The sequence below is a fragment of the Mycolicibacterium chubuense genome (genome assembly GCF_001044255.1).
In the GTDB taxonomy this organism is placed as follows: domain Bacteria; phylum Actinomycetota; class Actinomycetes; order Mycobacteriales; family Mycobacteriaceae; genus Mycobacterium; species Mycobacterium chubuense.
Genome location: NZ_JYNX01000059.1, coordinates 1 through 17862 on the forward strand (window position 1 = coordinate 1; position 17862 = coordinate 17862).

The 17862-nt window shown below is 69.9% G+C and carries 18 protein-coding genes, 1 tRNA gene and 1 other RNA gene; 6 read left to right on the forward strand and 14 right to left on the reverse strand.

Going from position 1 to position 17862, the window contains the following annotated elements; genetic code table 11:
* From MCHUDSM44219_RS20165 to ffs, 3 genes are all read right to left on the reverse strand, one after another.
* Positions 1-1412, reverse strand: a 1412-nt coding sequence (locus MCHUDSM44219_RS20165) for a DNA polymerase III subunits gamma/tau (protein ID WP_048420038.1), incomplete at its 3' end; no start/stop codon positions are given.
* A 27-nt stretch (positions 1413-1439) separates the two neighbouring features.
* Complete coding sequence (locus MCHUDSM44219_RS20170) at positions 1440-2738, reverse strand: aspartate aminotransferase type Ic (RefSeq protein ID WP_048420039.1); 1299 nt, start codon at positions 2736-2738, stop codon at positions 1440-1442.
* Between the two features lie 41 nt (positions 2739-2779).
* Positions 2780-2874: signal recognition particle sRNA small type (gene ffs / locus MCHUDSM44219_RS29120), an RNA gene on the reverse strand.
* 60 nt (positions 2875-2934) lie between these two features.
* On the opposite strand from ffs, the gene MCHUDSM44219_RS20175 reads away from it, so the two are divergent.
* The 5 genes from MCHUDSM44219_RS20175 to MCHUDSM44219_RS20195 all read left to right on the forward strand — a co-directional run bounded on the left by MCHUDSM44219_RS20175 (position 2935) and on the right by MCHUDSM44219_RS20195 (position 6939).
* A tRNA-Ser gene (locus MCHUDSM44219_RS20175) sits at positions 2935-3020 on the forward strand.
* Between the two features lie 70 nt (positions 3021-3090).
* Entirely contained in the window at positions 3091-3831 is a 741-nt protein-coding gene (locus MCHUDSM44219_RS20180) for a lipid uptake coordinator LucA (protein WP_048420040.1), read from the forward strand.
* Between the two features lie 47 nt (positions 3832-3878).
* A complete protein-coding gene (locus tag MCHUDSM44219_RS20185) occupies positions 3879-4898 on the forward strand; it encodes a S1C family serine protease (protein WP_413783629.1) in 1020 nt (339 codons plus the stop codon).
* Positions 4899-4913: 15 nt separating this feature from the next.
* A complete protein-coding gene (locus MCHUDSM44219_RS20190; RefSeq protein ID WP_048420042.1) occupies positions 4914-5984 on the forward strand; it encodes an NAD(P)H-dependent amine dehydrogenase family protein in 1071 nt (356 codons plus the stop codon).
* 55 nt (positions 5985-6039) lie between these two features.
* Complete coding sequence (locus MCHUDSM44219_RS20195; protein WP_048420043.1) at positions 6040-6939, forward strand: DMT family transporter; 900 nt, start codon at positions 6040-6042, stop codon at positions 6937-6939.
* Here MCHUDSM44219_RS20195 and MCHUDSM44219_RS20200 read toward each other — a convergent pair.
* From MCHUDSM44219_RS20200 to MCHUDSM44219_RS20215, 4 genes are all read right to left on the reverse strand, one after another.
* Positions 6896-7648, reverse strand: a complete 753-nt coding sequence (locus tag MCHUDSM44219_RS20200; RefSeq protein WP_048420044.1) for a thioesterase II family protein — start codon at positions 7646-7648, stop codon at positions 6896-6898. The two genes, MCHUDSM44219_RS20195 and MCHUDSM44219_RS20200, sit on opposite strands and share 44 nt — an antisense overlap.
* Positions 7645-8148 (reverse strand): hypothetical protein, encoded by a 504-nt coding sequence (locus MCHUDSM44219_RS20205; RefSeq protein ID WP_048420129.1) that lies wholly within the window; start codon positions 8146-8148, stop codon positions 7645-7647. Before MCHUDSM44219_RS20205 ends, MCHUDSM44219_RS20200 begins: the two co-directional genes overlap by 4 nt.
* Before the next feature lie 257 nt (positions 8149-8405).
* The gene (ligD, locus tag MCHUDSM44219_RS20210) at positions 8406-9455 is read right to left on the reverse strand and encodes a non-homologous end-joining DNA ligase (RefSeq protein ID WP_048420045.1); all 1050 of its coding nucleotides are present in this window, start codon (positions 9453-9455) and stop codon (positions 8406-8408) included.
* Between the two features lies 1 nt (position 9456).
* The gene (locus tag MCHUDSM44219_RS20215) at positions 9457-10497 is read right to left on the reverse strand and encodes an ATP-dependent DNA ligase (RefSeq protein WP_048420046.1); all 1041 of its coding nucleotides are present in this window, start codon (positions 10495-10497) and stop codon (positions 9457-9459) included.
* Between the two features lie 153 nt (positions 10498-10650).
* Here MCHUDSM44219_RS20215 and MCHUDSM44219_RS20220 point away from each other — a divergent pair, with 153 nt between their 5' ends.
* Positions 10651-12069, forward strand: a complete 1419-nt coding sequence (locus MCHUDSM44219_RS20220) for an FAD-dependent oxidoreductase (RefSeq protein ID WP_236695528.1) — start codon at positions 10651-10653, stop codon at positions 12067-12069.
* 2 nt (positions 12070-12071) lie between these two features.
* Here MCHUDSM44219_RS20220 and MCHUDSM44219_RS20225 read toward each other — a convergent pair whose 3' ends face one another.
* From MCHUDSM44219_RS20225 to MCHUDSM44219_RS20255, 7 genes are all read right to left on the reverse strand, one after another.
* Positions 12072-13145 carry an acyltransferase family protein gene (locus MCHUDSM44219_RS20225; RefSeq protein ID WP_048420048.1) on the reverse strand — a complete coding sequence of 358 codons (1074 nt, stop codon included), beginning with the start codon at positions 13143-13145 and terminating at the stop codon, positions 12072-12074.
* 47 nt (positions 13146-13192) lie between these two features.
* Positions 13193-13528, reverse strand: coding sequence for a hypothetical protein (locus MCHUDSM44219_RS20230; RefSeq protein WP_048420049.1), 336 nt, complete (start codon positions 13526-13528; stop codon positions 13193-13195).
* Between the two features lie 25 nt (positions 13529-13553).
* The gene (locus MCHUDSM44219_RS20235; RefSeq protein ID WP_048420050.1) at positions 13554-15203 is read right to left on the reverse strand and encodes an acyl-CoA synthetase; all 1650 of its coding nucleotides are present in this window, start codon (positions 15201-15203) and stop codon (positions 13554-13556) included.
* A 29-nt stretch (positions 15204-15232) separates the two neighbouring features.
* A complete protein-coding gene (locus tag MCHUDSM44219_RS30045) occupies positions 15233-15415 on the reverse strand; it encodes a hypothetical protein (protein WP_048420051.1) in 183 nt (60 codons plus the stop codon).
* A 150-nt stretch (positions 15416-15565) separates the two neighbouring features.
* The gene (locus MCHUDSM44219_RS20245; protein ID WP_112744707.1) at positions 15566-15832 is read right to left on the reverse strand and encodes a hypothetical protein; all 267 of its coding nucleotides are present in this window, start codon (positions 15830-15832) and stop codon (positions 15566-15568) included.
* A gap of 92 nt (positions 15833-15924) precedes the next feature.
* A complete protein-coding gene (locus MCHUDSM44219_RS20250) occupies positions 15925-16704 on the reverse strand; it encodes a Fic/DOC family protein (RefSeq protein ID WP_048420053.1) in 780 nt (259 codons plus the stop codon).
* Positions 16705-16710: 6 nt separating this feature from the next.
* On the reverse strand, positions 16711-17748 hold the full coding sequence (locus tag MCHUDSM44219_RS20255; RefSeq protein WP_048420054.1) for a putative nucleotidyltransferase substrate binding domain-containing protein: 1038 nt from the start codon (positions 17746-17748) through the stop codon (positions 16711-16713).
* Between the last annotated feature and the right edge of the window lie 114 nt (positions 17749-17862).

A 17862-nucleotide genomic window follows, 5' to 3' on the forward strand; every position in this document is an offset into this window, starting at 1 on the left:
GAAGGTCGATGCCCGAGGAGGTGCTGGCGGCAGCGGCGATCTGCGGCAACGGGTTTGGGCACCGGAGCGGGAGCCGGTGCCGGAGCAGGCGTCTCGGGCGCCGGTGGGGGCGCAGGCGTCGGCTCGGGTGGCGGCGGGGGCGCGGCCGCGGGCGCCGGTGCCGGTTCCGCTGCCGGCTCGGCCGCCCTGGTCTTGCGGACGTACTGCTTGACCTGGGCCGCGGGCCGCGCGGCGCCGTTCTCGTCGGCGGGGATCGACATGTCCAGCCGCGTCTCGATGCGCTCGATGCGCTGCAGCAGCGCGGCCTCGGTGTCGCTGGCCGAAGGCAGCAGCAGCCGCGCGCACACCACCTCGAGCAGCAGCCGCGGCGCCGTCGCACCGCGCATCTCCCCCAGCCCGGCGTGCACCACCTCGGCGTAGCGCGTCAGCGTGGCGGTGCCGATCCGCGAGGCCTGCTCGCGCATCCGCTCCATCTCGTCCTGCGCTCCGTCGACCACACCGCGCGCGACCGCGTCGGGCACGGCCTGCAGCACGATCAGGTCCCGGAACCGCTCCAGCAGGTCGGTGGCGAAGCGGCGCGGATCGTGGCCCGCGTCGACCACACCCTCGACCGCACCGAACAGCGCGGCGGCGTCCCCGGCCGCCAGCGCGTCGATCGCGTCGTCGATCAACGCCACGTCCGTGGCGCCGAGCAGTGCCAGGGCCCGCTGGTAGGCGACGTGGTTCCCCTCGGCGCCGGCGAGCAGCTGATCGAGCACCGACAGCGTGTCGCGCGGGGAGCCGCCGCCGGCGCGGATGACCAGCGGATAGACCGCGTCGTCGACGTCCACGCTCTCCGACGCGACGATCTTCTCGATCAGCGTGCGCATCGTGCGGGGAGCCAGCAGCCGGAACGGATAGTGGTGGGTGCGGGACCGGATGGTCGGCAGCACCTTCTCCGGCTCGGTGGTCGCGAACACGAAGATCAGGTGGTCGGGTGGCTCCTCGACGATCTTGAGCAGCGCGTTGAAGCCCGCGGTGGTCACCATGTGCGCTTCGTCGACGATGAAGATGCGGTACCGCGACTGGGCCGGCGCGTAGAACGCGCGGTCGCGCAGCTCACGGGTGTCGTCCACGCCGCCGTGGCTGGCGGCGTCGAGTTCGACGACGTCGACGTTGCCGGGACCGTTGGGGGCCAGCGCGACGCACGAATCGCAGACCCCGCACGGCGTTGCGGTGGGCCCCTGCGCGCAGTTCAGCGACCGCGCCAGGATCCGGGCCGACGACGTCTTGCCGCAGCCGCGCGGACCGGAGAACAGGTACGCGTGGTTGATGCGCCCGGAGTTCAGCGCCACAGACAGCGGCTCGGTGACGTGTTCCTGGCCGACGACCTCTGCGAACGTCGCCGGTCGGTACTTGCGGTAGAGAGCCACGCCGAGAAGGCTACCGACCCCGACCGACTACTTGTCGGCCAGCAACGACTCGGTGGCCGAGAGCAGCGCGCACGTGGCGAGCCCGTCGATGGCCTCCCGCAGATCCGACATCCCGGGGAACGTGGGTGCGATGCGGATGTTCTTGTCGTCCGGGTCTTTTCGGTAGGGGAACGACGCGCCGGCCTCGGTCACCGCGATGCCCGCGTCCTTGGCCAGGGCCACGGTGCGCTTGGCCGTGCCGGGCAGCACGTCGAGGCTGATGAAGTAGCCGCCCTTGGGCTCGGTCCACGACGCGATCTTGGACTCCCCCAACCGCTCGTCGAGGATCTCGAGCACCAGCGCGAACTTCGGTGCGAGCAACTCCTGGTGGCGGCGCATGTGCACCCGCACCCCGTCGGCGTCGCCGAAGAAGCGCAGATGCCGCAGCTGGTTGATCTTGTCCGGGCCGATGGACTTCTTGCCCGCGTGCTGCAGGTACCACGCGATGTTGCCCAGCGATCCGCCCAAGAAGCTCACACCGCCCCCGGCGAAGGTGATCTTCGACGTGGACGCGAACACCAGCGGCCGGTTGGGGTGGTTGGCCGCCGCGGCGAGAGCCAGCACGTCGACCTGCTTGACGAAGTCGTGGGTCAGCGTGTGCACCGCGTAGGCGTTGTCCCACATCAATCGGAAATCGGTTGCCGCCGTGGGCATCTGGACCAGGCGGCGGACCGTCTCCCAGGAATAGGTGGTACCGGTCGGGTTCGAGTAGACCGGTACGCACCACATGCCCTTGATCGCCGGATCGGCGGCCACCAGCTCTTCGATCAGGTCGACGTCGGGGCCGTCCTCGCGCAGCGGCACGGTGACCATCTCGATGCCGAGGGTCTCGGTGATCGCGAAGTGTCGGTCGTACCCCGGCGACGGACACAGGAACTTCACACCGGTGCCGTCGCGCAGGTCGTCGATCCACGGCCGCGGCGAGTCAACGCCGCCGTGCAGCAGCGAGTACACGACCACGTCGTGCATGAATTCCAGGCTGGCGTTGTTGCCCGCGATGAGGTTGGGCACCCCGATGCCGAGCAACTCGCCGAAGATCGCCCGCAGCTCCGGCAGCCCGTGCAGGCCGCCGTAGTTGCGGGTGTCGGTGCCCTCGCCGTCCCGGTACGCGTCGGGGCCGCTGCCCGGCAGGTCGAGCAGACCGTTGGACAGGTCGAGTTGCGCCGGCGAGGGCTTGCCACGGGTCAGGTCCAGGTGCAGGTTCTTGGCTTGCAGCTCGGCGTAATTGCGCTGCTGCAGCTCGTGCTGGCCGACGAGTTCGTCGCGGCCCAGCGACTGAAACGACACCGCTCGCCTTTCACCGTCGTGGGGTGGGAGTCCCGGAGAAACACAGGGGACCCCGCGCACCCGCCAGAGCCCGTTGACCCTTGCTGCCTTCCGGCCCTGGGGGAGTTCACAGGATGGACGCCGCGCGGGGTCCACGGAGAGTCTAGCCGGTGGGAGATGTGGGGAGTCACCATGTCGGTCGGCTACCATGGCCCGCGGAGGATTCGCCTAGTGGCCTATGGCGCTCGCCTGGAACGCGGGTTGGGTTAACAGCCCTCAGGGGTTCAAATCCCCTATCCTCCGCACTCGGCCCGGGGTGCGACCGGCTGACGACTCGCACGGTCGCACCCCGGGCACAGAATCGAGGAGGAGTATGGGCCGCACCGTCGCGGTGGTTTGGCACGCGTCGTTCTCCGTCGCCGCCGGTGTTCTCTACTTCTTCTTCGTCCTTCCCCGCACCCCCGAGCTGTTGGGCGACACCTCGCACACGCTGGGCACGGTGTTGCGCATCGTCACCGGCGCGCTGATCGGGCTCGCCGCGCTGCCGGTGGTGTTCACGCTGCTGCGCACCCGCCGGCCCGAGTTCGGCGTGCCGCGGCTCGCTCTGCGCCTGCGGACCACGTCGATCGCGCTGCACGCGCTCGCAGGTGCCTTGATCATCGGCGCCGCGATCGTCGAGATCTGGCTGTCGCTGGACAGCGTCGGACAGTGGCTGTTCGGCGTCTACGGCGCTGCCGCGGCGATCGCACTGCTCGCGATCCTGGCGTTCTACCTGGCGTTCGTGGCCGAACTGCCGCCGCCGCCGCCGAAGCCGCTCAAGGTCAAGAAGCGCACGTCGCGCCGGCGCGGCCGGAAAGCCGCCGACGGCGACGAGACCGCGGCCGAGGAGACGGAGACCACCGAGGTCGACGAGACCACCGGGGCGGATGAGGACGCGGACGTGACGCCGACGGCCGAGGCGGACTCCCAAGACGACACCGAGGACGACTCCGAGGACGATGCGGAGCCCGATTCCGACACCGGTGGCAAGCTGCAGAACAGGCGCCCGACCGGCAAGGGAACGCTGCTGAGCCGCCGCAGACGCACCCGCGGCGGCGTCGCGGTCGAGGACTGAGCTACCGCCATCTCGTTCGACAGCAGCCCTTCGCACGGCCACTATTGATGGTTATGGGCCCGTTACCCCCGCTTCGGCTTCTCCTGGTCGCACTGGCCGCGATGCTCGCTCTGGTCGCGCCCGCGGCTCCTGCTGCCGCGGCTCCCACTGATCTTCTGGCCGCCTCCGGGCAGGTGGAGCCGTCCGTCGTGCGGATCGACACCCAGGTGGACTACCAGGGCGTCCTCGGGGCAGGAACGGGGTTCGTGATCGACCCGGCCGGCCAGGTGGTGACGAACTTCCACGTCGTCCAGGGCGCCGACCGCATCACCGGGACGGTCAACGGCCGCCCCTATCCGGCCGTCCTCGTCGGCTACGACCGCAAACGCGACGTCGCGGTGATCCAATTGCAGGGTGCGGGCGGGCTCCCTCCGGCCAACATCGGCGACTCCAACGTCCTGGTGCCCGGCGAACCCGTGGTCGCGCTGGGCAACGCGTCAGGCACCGACAGCCCGTTGACGCGTGAGGTGGGGACGTTCACCGCGTTCAACCAGACCGTCACCGCGGAAGACTCGCTCACCGGCGCCAGCGACGAGATCACCGGACTGATCGAGTTCGCGGCGCCCGTGCGCGCGGGCGACTCCGGCGGTCCCGTCGTCAACAGCGCCGGACAGGTCGTCGGGATCACCACGGCGGCGTCGGTGAACTTCAAGATGGGTCCGGGCGGCAAGGGCTTCGCGATCCCGATCAACGATGCGATGGCGATCGCCAACCAGATCCGCGCCGGCGCCGCATCCGACAGTGTCCACATCGGCCCGCCGGTCCTGCTGGGGGTCGGGATCCGGACGGCGCCGCAGAACGAGCCCGGCGTGGTCATCCACGAGGTGCTGCGCGGCGGCCCGGCTGAACAGGCGGGACTGGCCAACGGCGATCTGCTCGTCGCGGTCGACGGGGTACGGCTGGATTCGTCGAAGTCGCTGCCGGCGGTGCTGGATCGCCACTACGCCGGAGACGTCATCGAGCTGACGTGGATCGATCGCAGCGGCGCCACCCGGACCGGCAAAGCGGTGCTCACGCCCGGCCCCTAGCCCTATGCTGAGCGAGTGCACAACACCGCTCCCCACCGCGTCGTCCAATGGACGACCGGGAACGTCGGCAAGAGCGCCGTCGCCGCGATCGCCGCGAATCCGCAGCTGGAACTGGTCGGCTGCTACGCGTGGTCGGCCGACAAGGTGGGCCGCGACGTCGGCGATCTCGCCGGGATCGCACCCCTGGGGGTGAGCGCCACCGATGACGTCGACGCGCTGCTGGCGCTGAAACCCGACGTCGTCGTCTACAACCCGATGTGGATCGACGTCGACGAACTCGTGCGGATCCTCGAGGCGGGGATCAATGTGGTCGCGTCCGCGTCGTTCATCACCGGGCACAATCTCGGCGACGGACGGGCCCGGCTGGCCGAGGCGTGCCGACGCGGCGGAGCCACGTTGTTCGGGTCTGGCGTCAGCCCCGGGTTCGCCGAACTGCTCGCGATCGTGGCGGGCACGGCGTGTGACCGCATCGACAAGATCACGATCGCCGAATCCGCCGACACCACGCTCTACGACTCTCCGGACACCGAACGACCCGTCGGCTTCGGCGCCGCGATCGACGATCCCGACCTGCCGCCGATGGCCGCGACCGGCACGGCCGTGTTCGCCGAGGCCGTCGCGCTGGTCGCCGACGCCCTCGGGATCGAACTCGACGACATCACCTGTGTCTCCGAGTACGCACAGACCACCGAGGACCTGCCGATGGCGTCGTGGACGATCCCCGCCGGCCATGTCGCGGGCGTGTTCGCCAGCTGGCAGGGCACGGTCGGCGGCAGGACGGTCATCGACATCAACGTCCGGTGGAAGAAGGGGCAGACGCTCGACCCGGACTGGAAGCTCGACGGTGACGGCTGGAAGATCACGATCGACGGCCGGCCGACGGTCACCATGAGCGTCGGCTTCCTGCCGCCGCAGGACATGATCGAAAGCGCCACGTCGATCGAGGACTTCTTCGTGCTCGGCCACATCATGACCGCGATGCCGCCCATCCACGCCATCCCTGCGGTGGTGGCGGCTGCGCCGGGCATCGCGACCTACACCGACCTGCCGCTGCCGATGCCGCGCGGGGTGGTGCCCACCGGCTGAGCGCCCGGCGCAATTCGGTTGCGTCGGCGGCCGCCGATGCGGTGGCATGGTGGGTATGAGCGTGCGCGGCTGGGTGCTGTTCGCCGCGATGAGCCTCATCTGGGGCATCCCCTACCTGCTCATCAAGGTTGCGGTGGAGGGGGTTTCGGTCCCGGTGCTGGTGCTCGCACGGACCGCGGTCGGCGCTCTGGTGCTCATTCCGCTGACGCTGCGCCGACAGGCGTGGGCACCGGTGCTCGCGCACTGGAAACCGGTCGCCGTGTTCGCGTTCTTCGAGATCATCGCGGCGTGGCTGCTGCTCTCCGACGCCGAGCGGCACCTGTCGAGCTCCCTGACCGGGCTGCTGATCGCGGCGTCGCCGATCGTCGCGGCGCTGCTGGACCGGCTCACCGGTGGCGAGCACCGGCTGACCCCTGTCCGGCTGGCGGGGCTCGGCGTCGGGCTGGCCGGGGTGGCGGCGCTGGCCGGCCCCGAACTCACCGGCGGCAGTGCGTGGTCGGTGACGGAGGTGCTGATGGTGTCGGTCTGTTACGCGATCGCGCCGCTGGTCGCGGCCCGCTACCTCGCCGACGTCCCGACGCTTCCGATGACGGCGGCGTGCCTGACGCTGGCGGCGCTCGTGTACGCCGCACCGGCGGCGGCCACGTGGCCCGAGGCCGTCCCGGCGACACGTGTGCTGATCGCGATCGCGGCGCTCGCGGTGATCTGCACCGCGACGGCGTTCCTGGTGTTCTTCGCGCTGATCCGGGAGGTGGGCGCCGCCCGGGCACTGGTGTTCACCTACGTCAACCCGGCGGTGGCGCTGGCGGCCGGGGTGCTGGTGCTGGGCGAGCCGCTGACGGCGTGGAATCTCGCCGGGCTGGCGCTGATCCTGACCGGGTCGGTGCTGGCGACGCGACGCAGTCCCGCGGTCAGTCCGGTACCGCCCGCAGCGTCCGTGCGATCACCTCGATGACGCCCTCGGGCTGCTTCTCCAGGTAGAAGTGGCCACCGGTGAACGTGTGCACCGTGCCACCGCCGGACGTGTGCTCGTGCCAGGCCGAGGCGTCGGCCACGGTGGTCTTGGGGTCGTCGGTCGCGGTCATCACGACGATCGGCGCAGAGATGCCGACCTCGGTGCCGCGGTGGTAGGCCTGCAGCGCCCGGTAGTCGTTGCGGAACGCGGGCAGGAACGTCTCGAGCATCTCCCGGTTCTCCAGCACCCGCGGATCGGTGCCGCCGAGTTGGCGCATCACGTCGACCAGTTCACGGTCGTCCTTGTGGTCACGCTCGTCGCCGTACCGGCTGGGTGCGCGTGCGCCGGAGGCGAAGACGGTCACCGGTGTGCGGCCGGTCCGGTTCTCCATCCGGCGGGCCACCTCGAAGGCCAGCACCGCGCCCATGCTGTGGCCGAAGAAGGCGACCGGCCCGGCAGGGACGGCGCCGAGTTCGGCGTGCACCTGATCGGCCAGGTCGTCGATGGTCTCGACGAACGGCTCCTTGTAGCGGTCCTGCCGCCCGGGGTACTGCACGGCGTAGACGTCGAACTCCGGCGAGAGCGCCCGCGACAGCGGGAAGTAGTAGCTCGCCGAGCCGCCCGCGTGCGGGAAGCACACCAGGCGCAGGCGCGCGGTGGGCGCGGGGGTGAAGTTGCGGATCCAGGGGCTGCGCTGAGGGTCGGTCATGGTTGCGGCGGCTCCGCGGGAGGCGGCGGCGGTGGCGGTGCGCCCGGCGGTGGCGGTGGTGGCGGCGGCTCCTCGACGACGCGCAGCACGTTCGCCGACAGTCGCGCACCCGGCGGACCCTCGATCTGGACGTCTTTGTAGATCTCCGCCTTCTCGCCCTGGACGGTGAACTTGCCCGGCTGCGGCTGGTTGCCGCCGGTGACCTCGTACTCCACGGTGAAGGGCGTCTCCGGGAAAGGATGCAGCCCAACGTATTTGGGCTCGATCGTGTAGGTGTAGACGCACGCGCCGACCGGATCGCAGGTCTGGGCGGTGACGGTCACCCCGATGAGGAACTCCTTGACCGTCGGCACCGACGGCGGCGGCGGAGCCGGCGGTTCGCGCCGCGGCGCGCTGGCCTGCTGGTCCGACTGGGAGACCAGGACCAGTGACGCGATGCCCACGCCGCTGGCCAGCACCCCGACGATCGCCAGCGCGGCGAGCAGCTTGCGGAAGGTCACCTGGGCAGGGTAGCGAGTCACCGCCGCGTACCACGCGATCGCCCTCGTCGTGCATCGAATCGTGACCGCGCAACCCGGTTGGTCGGCAAGGGGATGGGTAGTCCGGGAGAAGCGACGGAGAACAGAGAGCTGGTTGCGTTCACTTCTCCACGTCAGACGGCCGTTGGTGCAACTGTGGTGTTGAGCAGTCAGCATCAGACTGGCCGCCGTCGCACCCACCCTGTGCACAGACGCAGTTCACCTTCTTGGGCGGACGGTCATTCCCCCACCCGGTTGCCCTCGTCGTCCCAGTGCGCGGCGACCTTCTTCGACGGCTGCACCCGCGGCGGCTCGCCCGGCATCTTCGGATAGCTCGGCGGGTACGGCAGGTCGCCGAGACCGCGCTCCTCGTCGGCGGCGACCATCTCCAGCAGTCGGTCGATCGACTGGGCCGTGGCGTCGATGCCGGCCCAGGGATCGGGCCGGCCGGCGACGAACTCGGGCACGGTGCGGATCGTGTAATCGTCGGGATCCGCGGTGCGCAGTTCCTCCCATGTCAGCGGGGTCGAGACGGTGGCGATCGGGGTCTTGCGCACCGAGTAGGGCGAGGCGAAGGTGCGGTCGCGCGCGTTCTGGTTGTAGTCGATGAACAACCGCTTCCCCCTCTCCTCCTTCCACCACGACGTCGTCACCGCATCGGGTGCGCGCCGTTCCACCTCGCGGGCCAGCGCGATCCCGGCCCGCCGCACCGCGATGAAATCCCAGTCGGTGGCGATCCGCAGGAACACATGGACCCCGCGTCCGCCGGAGGTCTTCGGATAGCCGACCATCCCGAGTTCGTCGAGCAGCGGCTTGAGCACATCGACGGCGACCGTGCGGGCCTCGGCGAAGCCGGTGCCCGGCTGGGGGTCCAGGTCGACGCGCAGCTCGTCGGGATGTTCGGTGTCCGGGCAGCGCACCTGCCACGGGTGCAGCGTCACCGTGCCCATCTGCGCCGCCCACACGATCGCCGAGGGATGGGTGATCTTCAGCGCGTCGGCCGTGCGTCCGGACGGGAAGGTGACGGTACAGGTCTCGAGGTAGTCGGGATGCTTCTGCGGCACCCGCTTCTGGTAGATCTCTTCGCCGGTGATGCCGTCGGGGAAGCGCTGCAGATGTACCGGCCGGTCCCGTAACAGCGTCACCATCGGGCCGGCCACGGACAGGTAGTACTCGACCAGCTTGCCCTTGGTGCCGTCCTTGCCCAGCTCCGGGAAGTACGGCTTGTCGGGGTTGGTCAATCGGACCTTCACCCCGTGGACGTCGAGTTCAGTTGCGGGCGTTGCCATGTCAGGAACTCTCCAGCACGTCGTAGAGATCGTAGGTGATCGGCACGTCGAGTTGATCGAAGGTGCAGCCGGCGGGGTCGCGGTCGGGGCGCCACCGCACGAACTTCACCGCGTGGCGGAACCGGTCGCCCTCCATCTGGTCGTAGGCGACCTCGCACACCCGCTCCGGGCGGACCGGGATCCAGCGTTTGTCGGCCGCAGAATTCCAGCGGCTCGGCTCGCCGTCGCGCACGTCGTCGCCGATACGCAGCGGCTCCAGGTCGGCGAGCAGACTCAGGCGCGCCTTCGCGGTGAAAGACGCGGCCCCGCCGATCATCTGCAGCTCCCCGTCATCGCGGTACAGCCCGAGCAGGATCGAGCCGATTCCCTCGCCGCTCTTGTGGATTCGGTACCCGATCGCGACGCAGTCGGCGTCGCGGGCGTGTTTGACCTTGACCATGTCCCGCTTGCCGGGCAGATAGGCGCCGTCGAGCCGCTTGGCGATCACCCCGTCGAGGCCGGCGCCCTCGAATTCCTGCAACCACCGGGTGGCCAGGTCGGCGTCCTCGGTGGTGCGGGTGACATGACACCACTGCTTCTCGAAGACGGCCTCGCACAGAGCATTCCGCCGTGTCCGGAACGGTTCTTTGAGCAGCGAGGTGTCGCCGACGGCCAGCGCGTCGAAGCCGATGAAGTGCGCGGGGGTCTGCTCGGACAGCATCCGGACCCGCGATTCGGCGGGGTGGATGCGCTGGCTGAGCGACTCCCAGTCCAGCCGCACCCGGCCGCTGATCTCGCGGGGCACGACGATCTCGCCGTCGACCACGCAGCGCGGCGCGAGTTCGTCGCGCACGGCATCGAGGACCTCGGGGAAATAGCGGGCCAGATCCTTGCCGCTGCGCGACAGCAGCACCACGTCATCGCCGTCCCGGAACACCAACGCCCGGAACCCGTCCCACTTGGGCTCATAAGACCACACCCCCGCGTCGGAGGGCACGGTTGCCTGCGCCTTGGCCAGCATCGGCTCCAGCGGCGGCCGCACGGGAAGGTCCATGGTGTCCATACTCACGCAGACCCGAGTACCCAGGCAATCTCATCGTATGGTCCCGCGGTTCTCACATGGAGTTGAACAACTCGGGGATTTCAGTAGTGCGCTACTGGTGTGCCCTGCCACTCGGCCTCATAACTTGATGTCTGGCGGCAGACACACGACATCGTGAGGGGTCCGACAGTGCTGGTATCAGGGGAACATGCGGTCGTTCTCGGCGCGAGCATCAGCGGCCTGCTGGCGGCACGAGCGCTCGCCGACCACTTCCGAAGCGTCACCGTGGTCGAACGCGACGCGCTGTCCGAGGAGCCCGCGGATCGGCGCGGCGTACCCCAGGGCAGGCAACCGCACGCACTGCTGGCGCGCGGCGCGCAGACGCTCGATGAGATGTTCCCCGGAATCCTCGATGAGCTCGTCGCCGACGGTGCCCCGGTGTGGGACGACGGTGACCTGTCGCGGTTGCACATCTGCCTCGGCGGGCACCTGATGGTGAGGTCGGGCAAGGCAGCCGTCGACGATGTCAAGGCGGCTGCGATGTACCAGCCGAGCAGGCCCCTTCTCGAGTGTCATGTGCGGCGGCGGGTGCAGGGGCTCGACAACGTGACGGTCCTCGGTGGTCATGATGTCGCCGACCTCGTCGCGACCGCGGACCGCAAGCGGATCAACGGAGTTCGCATCGTCGACCGCGACGGCGGAACCGATCGACACCTGGCGGCGAATCTCGTTGTCGACGCGATGGGGCGGGGCGCACATACGCCGGCGCTGCTGGACAGTCTGGGTTACGGGAGACCGGTGGAGGACCACATCGTCGTCCACACCACCTATGTCAGTCAGTCTCTGCGGATCCCGCCGGGAATCTTGAACGAGATGCTGGTCCTCATCGGTCCCGCAGCCGGTCGGCCGACCGGCATGTTCCTGGTCCACAACGAAGACGACAAGTGGATCTTCACGGTGTTCGGCATGGCGGGTCAGGAACCGCCTCGCGACGTGGCGGGCATGACCGAATTCGCCCGGGGTTACGCGCCCGCGCACCTGCTCGCGGCCGTGCGCGCCGGCGAACCCCTGGGCCCTGTGGTGCGGCACCGTCTGCCGTCCAGTCAGTGGCGACGCTACGACAAGATGCGTAGCTTCCCGGACGGGCTGGTGGTGTGCGGCGACGCGATGTGCAGCTTCAACCCGATCTACGGACAAGGCATGTCGGTCGCGTCGATGGAGGCGTTGGCTCTGCAGGATGCGGTGCGGCGCGGCACGGACGACCTGCCGCGGCGCTACTTCCGTTCTGCGGCGAAGGCCATCGGCGTGGCCTGGAGGCTCGCGGCATCATCTGACCTGGCTTTTCCCGAGGTACAGGGACGGCGGACGACGTCGATGCGGTTCGCCAACCGGCTCTCCGATTGGGTGCTCGGAGCCGCCGAAACCGATGCCGTGGTCAATACGCAGTTCTTCAAGGTGACCGGGCTCGTCGATCCGCCCGCCCGGTTGCTGGACCCGCGGTTTCTGTCACGGGTTGCCCGCGTGAACCGGACCCGTGGGCGACAGGACAGGCGACCGGTGACCCCGCCGAGCCTGACGCCGACCGCCCCCTAGGTTCACCGGAGAGATCGTCGGGCCGCGGACTCCACCCGGCCGAACACGGCCACGAGAACCACCAGCACGGCGAGCGGGCCGACCAGCCACAGCCAGCGCTGCGCCCACCAGGCCGTGGTCGGCTCGTCGATCAGCGTGTGCCCCGACCACTCGTAGACCCACACCACCACCAGGTAGGCGGTCATGTGCCAGACGAAGACGGTCATCGCGATCGCGTTGACCGCGACCACCGGCTTCCACACGGCGGGCCGGCCCAGCAGCCTCCTCGCTGCCGGCGCCGCGAGGACCAGCAGCCCGAGCTGGAACACCGCCAGGGCCGCGATCGCGGCGTTCGTCGGGAAGAGGTTCGACTCGGCGGCGCCCACGGTGGCGACCATCGAGCGCGGAAAGCCGGCACACAGCGTCAGGACCAGCAGTCCGGCCAGGCCCGCCGCGGCGATCGCTGCCCGCACCGGAAGCGGCCGGCCGCCGAGATCGGCGCTGCGCCAGCAGTATCCGAGCTGGTGGCAGAACAGCCACACCAGCGCGGCGGTCGGCCAGGCGGCCGCGTCCAGGCCGTCGCCGCGCGTCAGGACCGTGCCGCCGGCGAGAAGTGCAACCAACGCCGCCAGCACGGTCGGGCCGGCGCGGACGTGCAGCGCCGCGGTGAGCGGCACCAGCGCGATCAGCACGCCGTAGACGCCGACGAACCACAGCGGCATGAGATAGCCGGGAAACCACTGCCACATCCAGCGGTGCGGACCCGGCAGCGCGGCCGCGATCATTTCACCGGCGAGCCAGACGGCCGCCCACGCCGCAGTCGGCCAGAGCAGCCGGCGCAGCCGGTCGCCGACGAACCGCACGCCCGAGGTGCCGGTGGCCCGGGCGCGTTCCCACGCCGCCAGGTTGGCGTATCCACCGACCACGAAGAACAGTGGCATGACCTGCAGGATCCACGTCGCGAGCCAGCTGCCCGGCACCGTGTGAACCGGGTTGGGCATCACCAGGGTGCCGTCGGCGGTTCGCTGCGTCACCGACAGCGTCCAGTGCCAGAGCACCACCACCACGATGCAGACGGCGCGGGCGGCGTCGACCACTCGGTCGCGGGAGTCGGGGGTCGCAGCGACCAGTCGATCCAGCGGCGTCAGAATCCGATGCCGATCCCGACGCCCCAGAGGCCGCCGTTGATCCAGATGTCGTCGTCGTGGTTGGGGCAGGAGACGTCGACATAGACGGTCGTGAACGTCTCCGGCGGCGGTCCGTTCAGATCGGGGTTGTGCACGCCGAGTACCTGGCACTCCCCCAGCGGGCGACTGCTCACGCCGCTCACCCAGTTGATCTGGACGTCGTAGCCCTGCCCTTTCAGCTCGTCGATCACTGCGGCGGCCGAGCTCGAGCCCGGTTCGGCGGCACCCGGGGCGGCCGACGCGAGAGCAGCCGCAGCCACGGAGGCGACGACGAGGACGCATCGGGTGGGCATCACTTTATGATGCGCCCTCACCCGGCTACTGCGCCGTCACGTCCATGTCGACCAGGATCCGTCGCAGCACCTTGCCGGTGGCGTTGCGCGGCAACTCCTCGACGAACACCACGTCGCGCGGCACCTTGTAGCGGGCGAGGTTGTCCTTCACGTACTGCTTGATGTCCTCGGCCCGCGGCGAGGTGCCGGGGTGGGGAACGATGAAGGCGCGCAACCGTTTTCCGAACTCGACGTCATCGACACCGACCACCGCGACGTCGGAGACGTGTTCGTGCTCGACGAGCAGGTTCTCGACTTCCTGCGGGAAGACGTTCTCGCCGCCGGAGACGATCATGTCGTCGTCGCGGCCGTCGACGAACAACAATCCGTTCTCGTCGAAGTGGCCCATGTCGCCGCTGGACATGTAGCCGTCGATGACCTGCTTGTGCCGGCCGTCGGTGTATCCCTCGAACGGTGACCCGCTGCGGATGAAGATCCGGCCCCGCTTGCCGGCGCCGTGCACCCGCTGGTCGTTCTCGTCGAACAGCACCACCTCACACGTCACGGGCGATCGTCCGGCGGTGCCCGGCGCCCGGCGCAGCTCCTGGGGTGTCGCCACCGTCGCCACCGCACATTCGGTGGAGCCGTAGAGGTTGTAGAGGACGTCGCCGAAGGTGTCCTGCGCCCGGGTGCACAGCTCCGGGCTCAGCGCCGACCCCGCGACGACGATCGCCTTCAGTGACGACGTGTCGTACTTGGCGATGGTCTCGGCGGGCAGCTCGACCATGCGGTGCAGCATTGTCGGGACGGCGACCAGCATGTCGGCGCGATGGTCGGCGATGAGCGCCAGCGTGCCCTCGGGGCTGAAGCGGCGTGCGGTGACGACCTTGTTTCCCAGCGCCGCTCCCACCAGATAGGTCGCGAGCCCGGTGCTGTGGAAGATCGGCGAGACGATCACCATGGTTCCCTTGCGGGGGAACGGGATCCGATCCACCACCTGGGCCGTCGCGAAGGGAGACACCTTGGCCCGCGGCGCGCCCTTGGGCAGCCCGGTGGTGCCACTGGTGAGGATCACGAAGCCGCCGGGCTTCCCGGGCGCGGGAAGTGGTTCGGCGGAGTTGGCCGCGATCAGGTCGTCGATCGTCTGCATGCCCGCAGGCCGGTCGGTGCCCTCGTCGAGCCAGGTGAGCACCCGCGGAAGTTCGGCGGGCAACGCGTCGAGCAGACCGAGGAACTCGCTGTCGTGCAACACCACCTTCACGTGCTCGCGTTCACACACCTGCGCGAACTGCGGTTTGGCGAATCCGGTGTTCATCAACACCAGGCGCGCACCGATCTTGCCGCACGCCGCCATCGCGATGATGAGGCCGCGGTGGTCGCGGCACAGGATGCCCACGACCGAGCCCTCGTGGACGCCGAGCCGGTTCAGCCCTCTGCCCAGAGCGGTGGACTGGTCGTCGACCTGCTTGTAGGTCAGGGTCCCTCGCTCGTCGGCGATGGCCGGCAGCGTCGGATACTTGCGGCCGCCCTGGATCGCCATCGTGGCCTGGGGGCCGTACACCGCGGCGTTCTTCGCCGTCGCCAGCGTGGCACCGCTGAACTCGAGGATCCCGGTGTCGTGCAGACGCTTGAGCGCCCTGGCCTTTTCGGCGGCGAGGTCGATCCGCCGGCGAAGGTGGGAAACTGTGTCGGTCATCGGACTCCTTCAGGTCACTCTCGGCCGGTTCACACCCGGCGCACCATCATGATCCAGCGCCGACCGGCCGACGCCGTTATCGAGACAACTGCCTGGCCGGCGGCCGCGCCCGCGGTGCCGGTCACCGCCAGCGCGGTCGTCCTCAGCCGCTGCCGGGCAGGAGACGGCACTCCGGTTGCGAGTCGCTCCACCCGGCCGAAGACGGCGACCACGGATGCGACCGTCCTCCATCACGATGGTGACCGCGAGCCAGTGCCCGAGGATGACGACGGTGATCGACAGGGCACGGAGGAAGTCGACGTACCGGTCCCGCTGGGCGGGCGTCGTCCTGGCGAGGTCGCGCGCACCCGCCCCGCGCGGTGTCATCGACCTGTGCGCAGGTGCCGAACCGTTCCGCGGCACCAGGACCGGAACGCGCGCATCGCCGCAGGCACGCACCGTTCGCCGACGCGGTCTGCGACGGCCAACAGCAGGAGCGTCGTGACGAGCAGCGTCACCAGCCCGAGCAGCGGGTTCAGTGCTGCCGCTACGGCGGTCAAATTGAAGCCCGCCAACGCGACGGCCGTGGTGACGATCAGGAACACCGCCGATCCGGCGAGGGGGCCGACAGGCTGTGGCCGAATGGACATAAGCGCCTCGCTTTCGTGACGCACACCCGCCGTCAGTATAGCGAAATCGAATTCGTCAATGCATCGTCGTTCGTGCGCGGGAGCAGATCCGGTCACCTCACGGCGCGGTTCAGCAGGTACAGGAACGGCCGATGACTCACACGGCCCTCTCGGCGCGCCGGCATGCTGTCGGCCGCCGCCGCGTACCACTCCTGCCGGGTGACCCGGGTCAGGTCGAGCCGGCGACCGCACATCGACGCGATCGCCAGCAGCATCAGCGCGCCGGTGCGCCCGTTGCCTTCGCGGAAGGGGTGGATCTGGTTGTACTCCGCGTACCAGCGGGCCAGCTCGTAGGCGAGCCGGGGGGCGTCGTGGTCGGCACGCTCGTCGACCAGTCGCCGCGCGGTGCGGTGCACGTCGGCCATCCTGTCCTCGATCGACGACACCGAGCCGAACACGTCCCGGCCGCGGCGCAATTCGACGATGCGGTACTGGCCTGCCCACCCGTAGGTGTCGGAGAACAGATGGCGGTGCATCGTTCTCGCGTCGAGCGTCCCGACCGTCGGCGCGCACAGCCAGCCGACCATCCGGCCCGCCGACGCCACGTACTCCAGGTCAGCCAGCGCTTCGGTCGTCGTCACGCCGAACTCGTTGCGCAGCAGCGTCGTTCCGGGAACGAGATACGGTGCGGGCCGGCGCAACCGTATCCTGCGACGGGGCCGCGCCGGCGGCGGATGGCGGGCGCGGTGGGTCGCGAGGAAGTCGGCGAACGGCAGGTCGCCGCGGGCCACGGCGCTCAGCGCGTCGACGTGGTCGTCGGTGGGGCGCCACCCCTCGATGCGGTGCACCGCGACCGTCGTCGCCACGGCGTGAGGTACGGGATCGCCGGACACGTCGGCCTACCGTTGCCCGAACGCCGAAATCGACGACAGATACGACAGCTTGCGCATCACGCCGGACACGTCGCGCGCGACGCTGCGCAACGCGGCCCGGTCCTGCGGTGGCAGCTCACCGAGGGAGATCACGTCTCCCGCGGCGCGGCCGGCCAGGAACGCGGAAACGTGTGTCCGCCAACGGAAACGCATCAGCCAGAGGTGGCAGTCGCGCAGCGTCGCGGCGTCGTCGGCGTCCAGCACACCGCCGGCCTCGCCGGCGGCGAGCCGCTCCCGGGTGGACAGCGCGGCGGAGCCGGTCGACAGCGCCGCCCAGCGGGCGATCTTCACCACCGGGTCGATCACGGCGCGCTTGACGTCGACGGCGTCGCCCCCGCTGACGAAAAGCTTCAACCGGGACGGGACCGTGGCCCGCACCGCGGTGGCGTCCTGCACCATCGCCTGCCGAACCGCGTAGTGCCGCCCGGCGGCCGCCACCGCCGCCGCGCGCAGGAAGTCGTCGGCGCAGGCACCCGGCAGACCGCTGGCGTCGGCCATCAGCCCGGTCATCACGACGCCGCGGTCCTGCTGCGGCTCGGCCGCCCAGCGCTCGATCCCCTCGGTCCAACTGCCCCGCCGCCGGCAGAACCGGGCCCGGCCGGCCAGCACACCGTTCGCGTCGCCGTGGATGCCACACCCCTCCACCAGGGCGTGCACCTGCGCGGCGCGGGCCAGCAGCGCGGCCTTCCCGTCGTCGTCGACCCCGTCGTCGAGCACGATCATCGTCTCAACGTCCGATCCGGGCACCGCCTCGCCGCGGGCCACGCTGCCCGACACGAACCACGTCCAGTCCGCCGGTCCCGCCAGCCGAACCCCGGCGGCCATACCGTGCCGCAGCACCGTCGACCAGGCCGCCGCCAGCGCCGGCGCATGAGCGCGGGACTCGCCGGTGACCGTCGCGGCCGCCTGCTCCATCCCGGCGCGCAGGGCGGCCTCGTCGGCGGCGGCGTCCAGCACCGCGACGGTCTCGGCGAGATCTCGCCCGGACGGCAGCACCAACGACATGACCGAGATTGTCACCCGACCGGCGCCTGGTCACACAGTCGTGACATCGAGGAAACGGCGAGCACACGAACGGTTTGTACTTTTCTGTCGCACGACAGGAATGTCCGACACCAG

Bases quoted from the DNA above. Each gene is read 5' to 3' on its own strand.
- MCHUDSM44219_RS20195 (WP_048420043.1), top strand. From the start codon at position 6,040: ATGAGCGTGCGCGGCTGGGTGCTGTTCGCCGCGATGAGCCTCATCTGG.
- MCHUDSM44219_RS20255 (WP_048420054.1), bottom strand. From the start codon at position 17,748: ATGTCGTTGGTGCTGCCGTCCGGGCGAGATCTCGCCGAGACCGTCGCG.
- MCHUDSM44219_RS20180 (WP_048420040.1), top strand. From the start codon at position 3,091: ATGGGCCGCACCGTCGCGGTGGTTTGGCACGCGTCGTTCTCCGTCGCC.
- MCHUDSM44219_RS20200 (WP_048420044.1), bottom strand. From the start codon at position 7,648: ATGACCGACCCTCAGCGCAGCCCCTGGATCCGCAACTTCACCCCCGCG.
- MCHUDSM44219_RS20215 (WP_048420046.1), bottom strand. From the start codon at position 10,497: ATGGACACCATGGACCTTCCCGTGCGGCCGCCGCTGGAGCCGATGCTG.
- ligD (WP_048420045.1), bottom strand. From the start codon at position 9,455: ATGGCAACGCCCGCAACTGAACTCGACGTCCACGGGGTGAAGGTCCGA.
- MCHUDSM44219_RS20235 (WP_048420050.1), bottom strand. From the start codon at position 15,203: ATGACCGACACAGTTTCCCACCTTCGCCGGCGGATCGACCTCGCCGCC.
- MCHUDSM44219_RS20185 (WP_413783629.1), top strand. From the start codon at position 3,879: ATGGTTATGGGCCCGTTACCCCCGCTTCGGCTTCTCCTGGTCGCACTG.
- MCHUDSM44219_RS20245 (WP_112744707.1), bottom strand. From the start codon at position 15,832: ATGTCCATTCGGCCACAGCCTGTCGGCCCCCTCGCCGGATCGGCGGTG.
- MCHUDSM44219_RS20230 (WP_048420049.1), bottom strand. From the start codon at position 13,528: ATGCCCACCCGATGCGTCCTCGTCGTCGCCTCCGTGGCTGCGGCTGCT.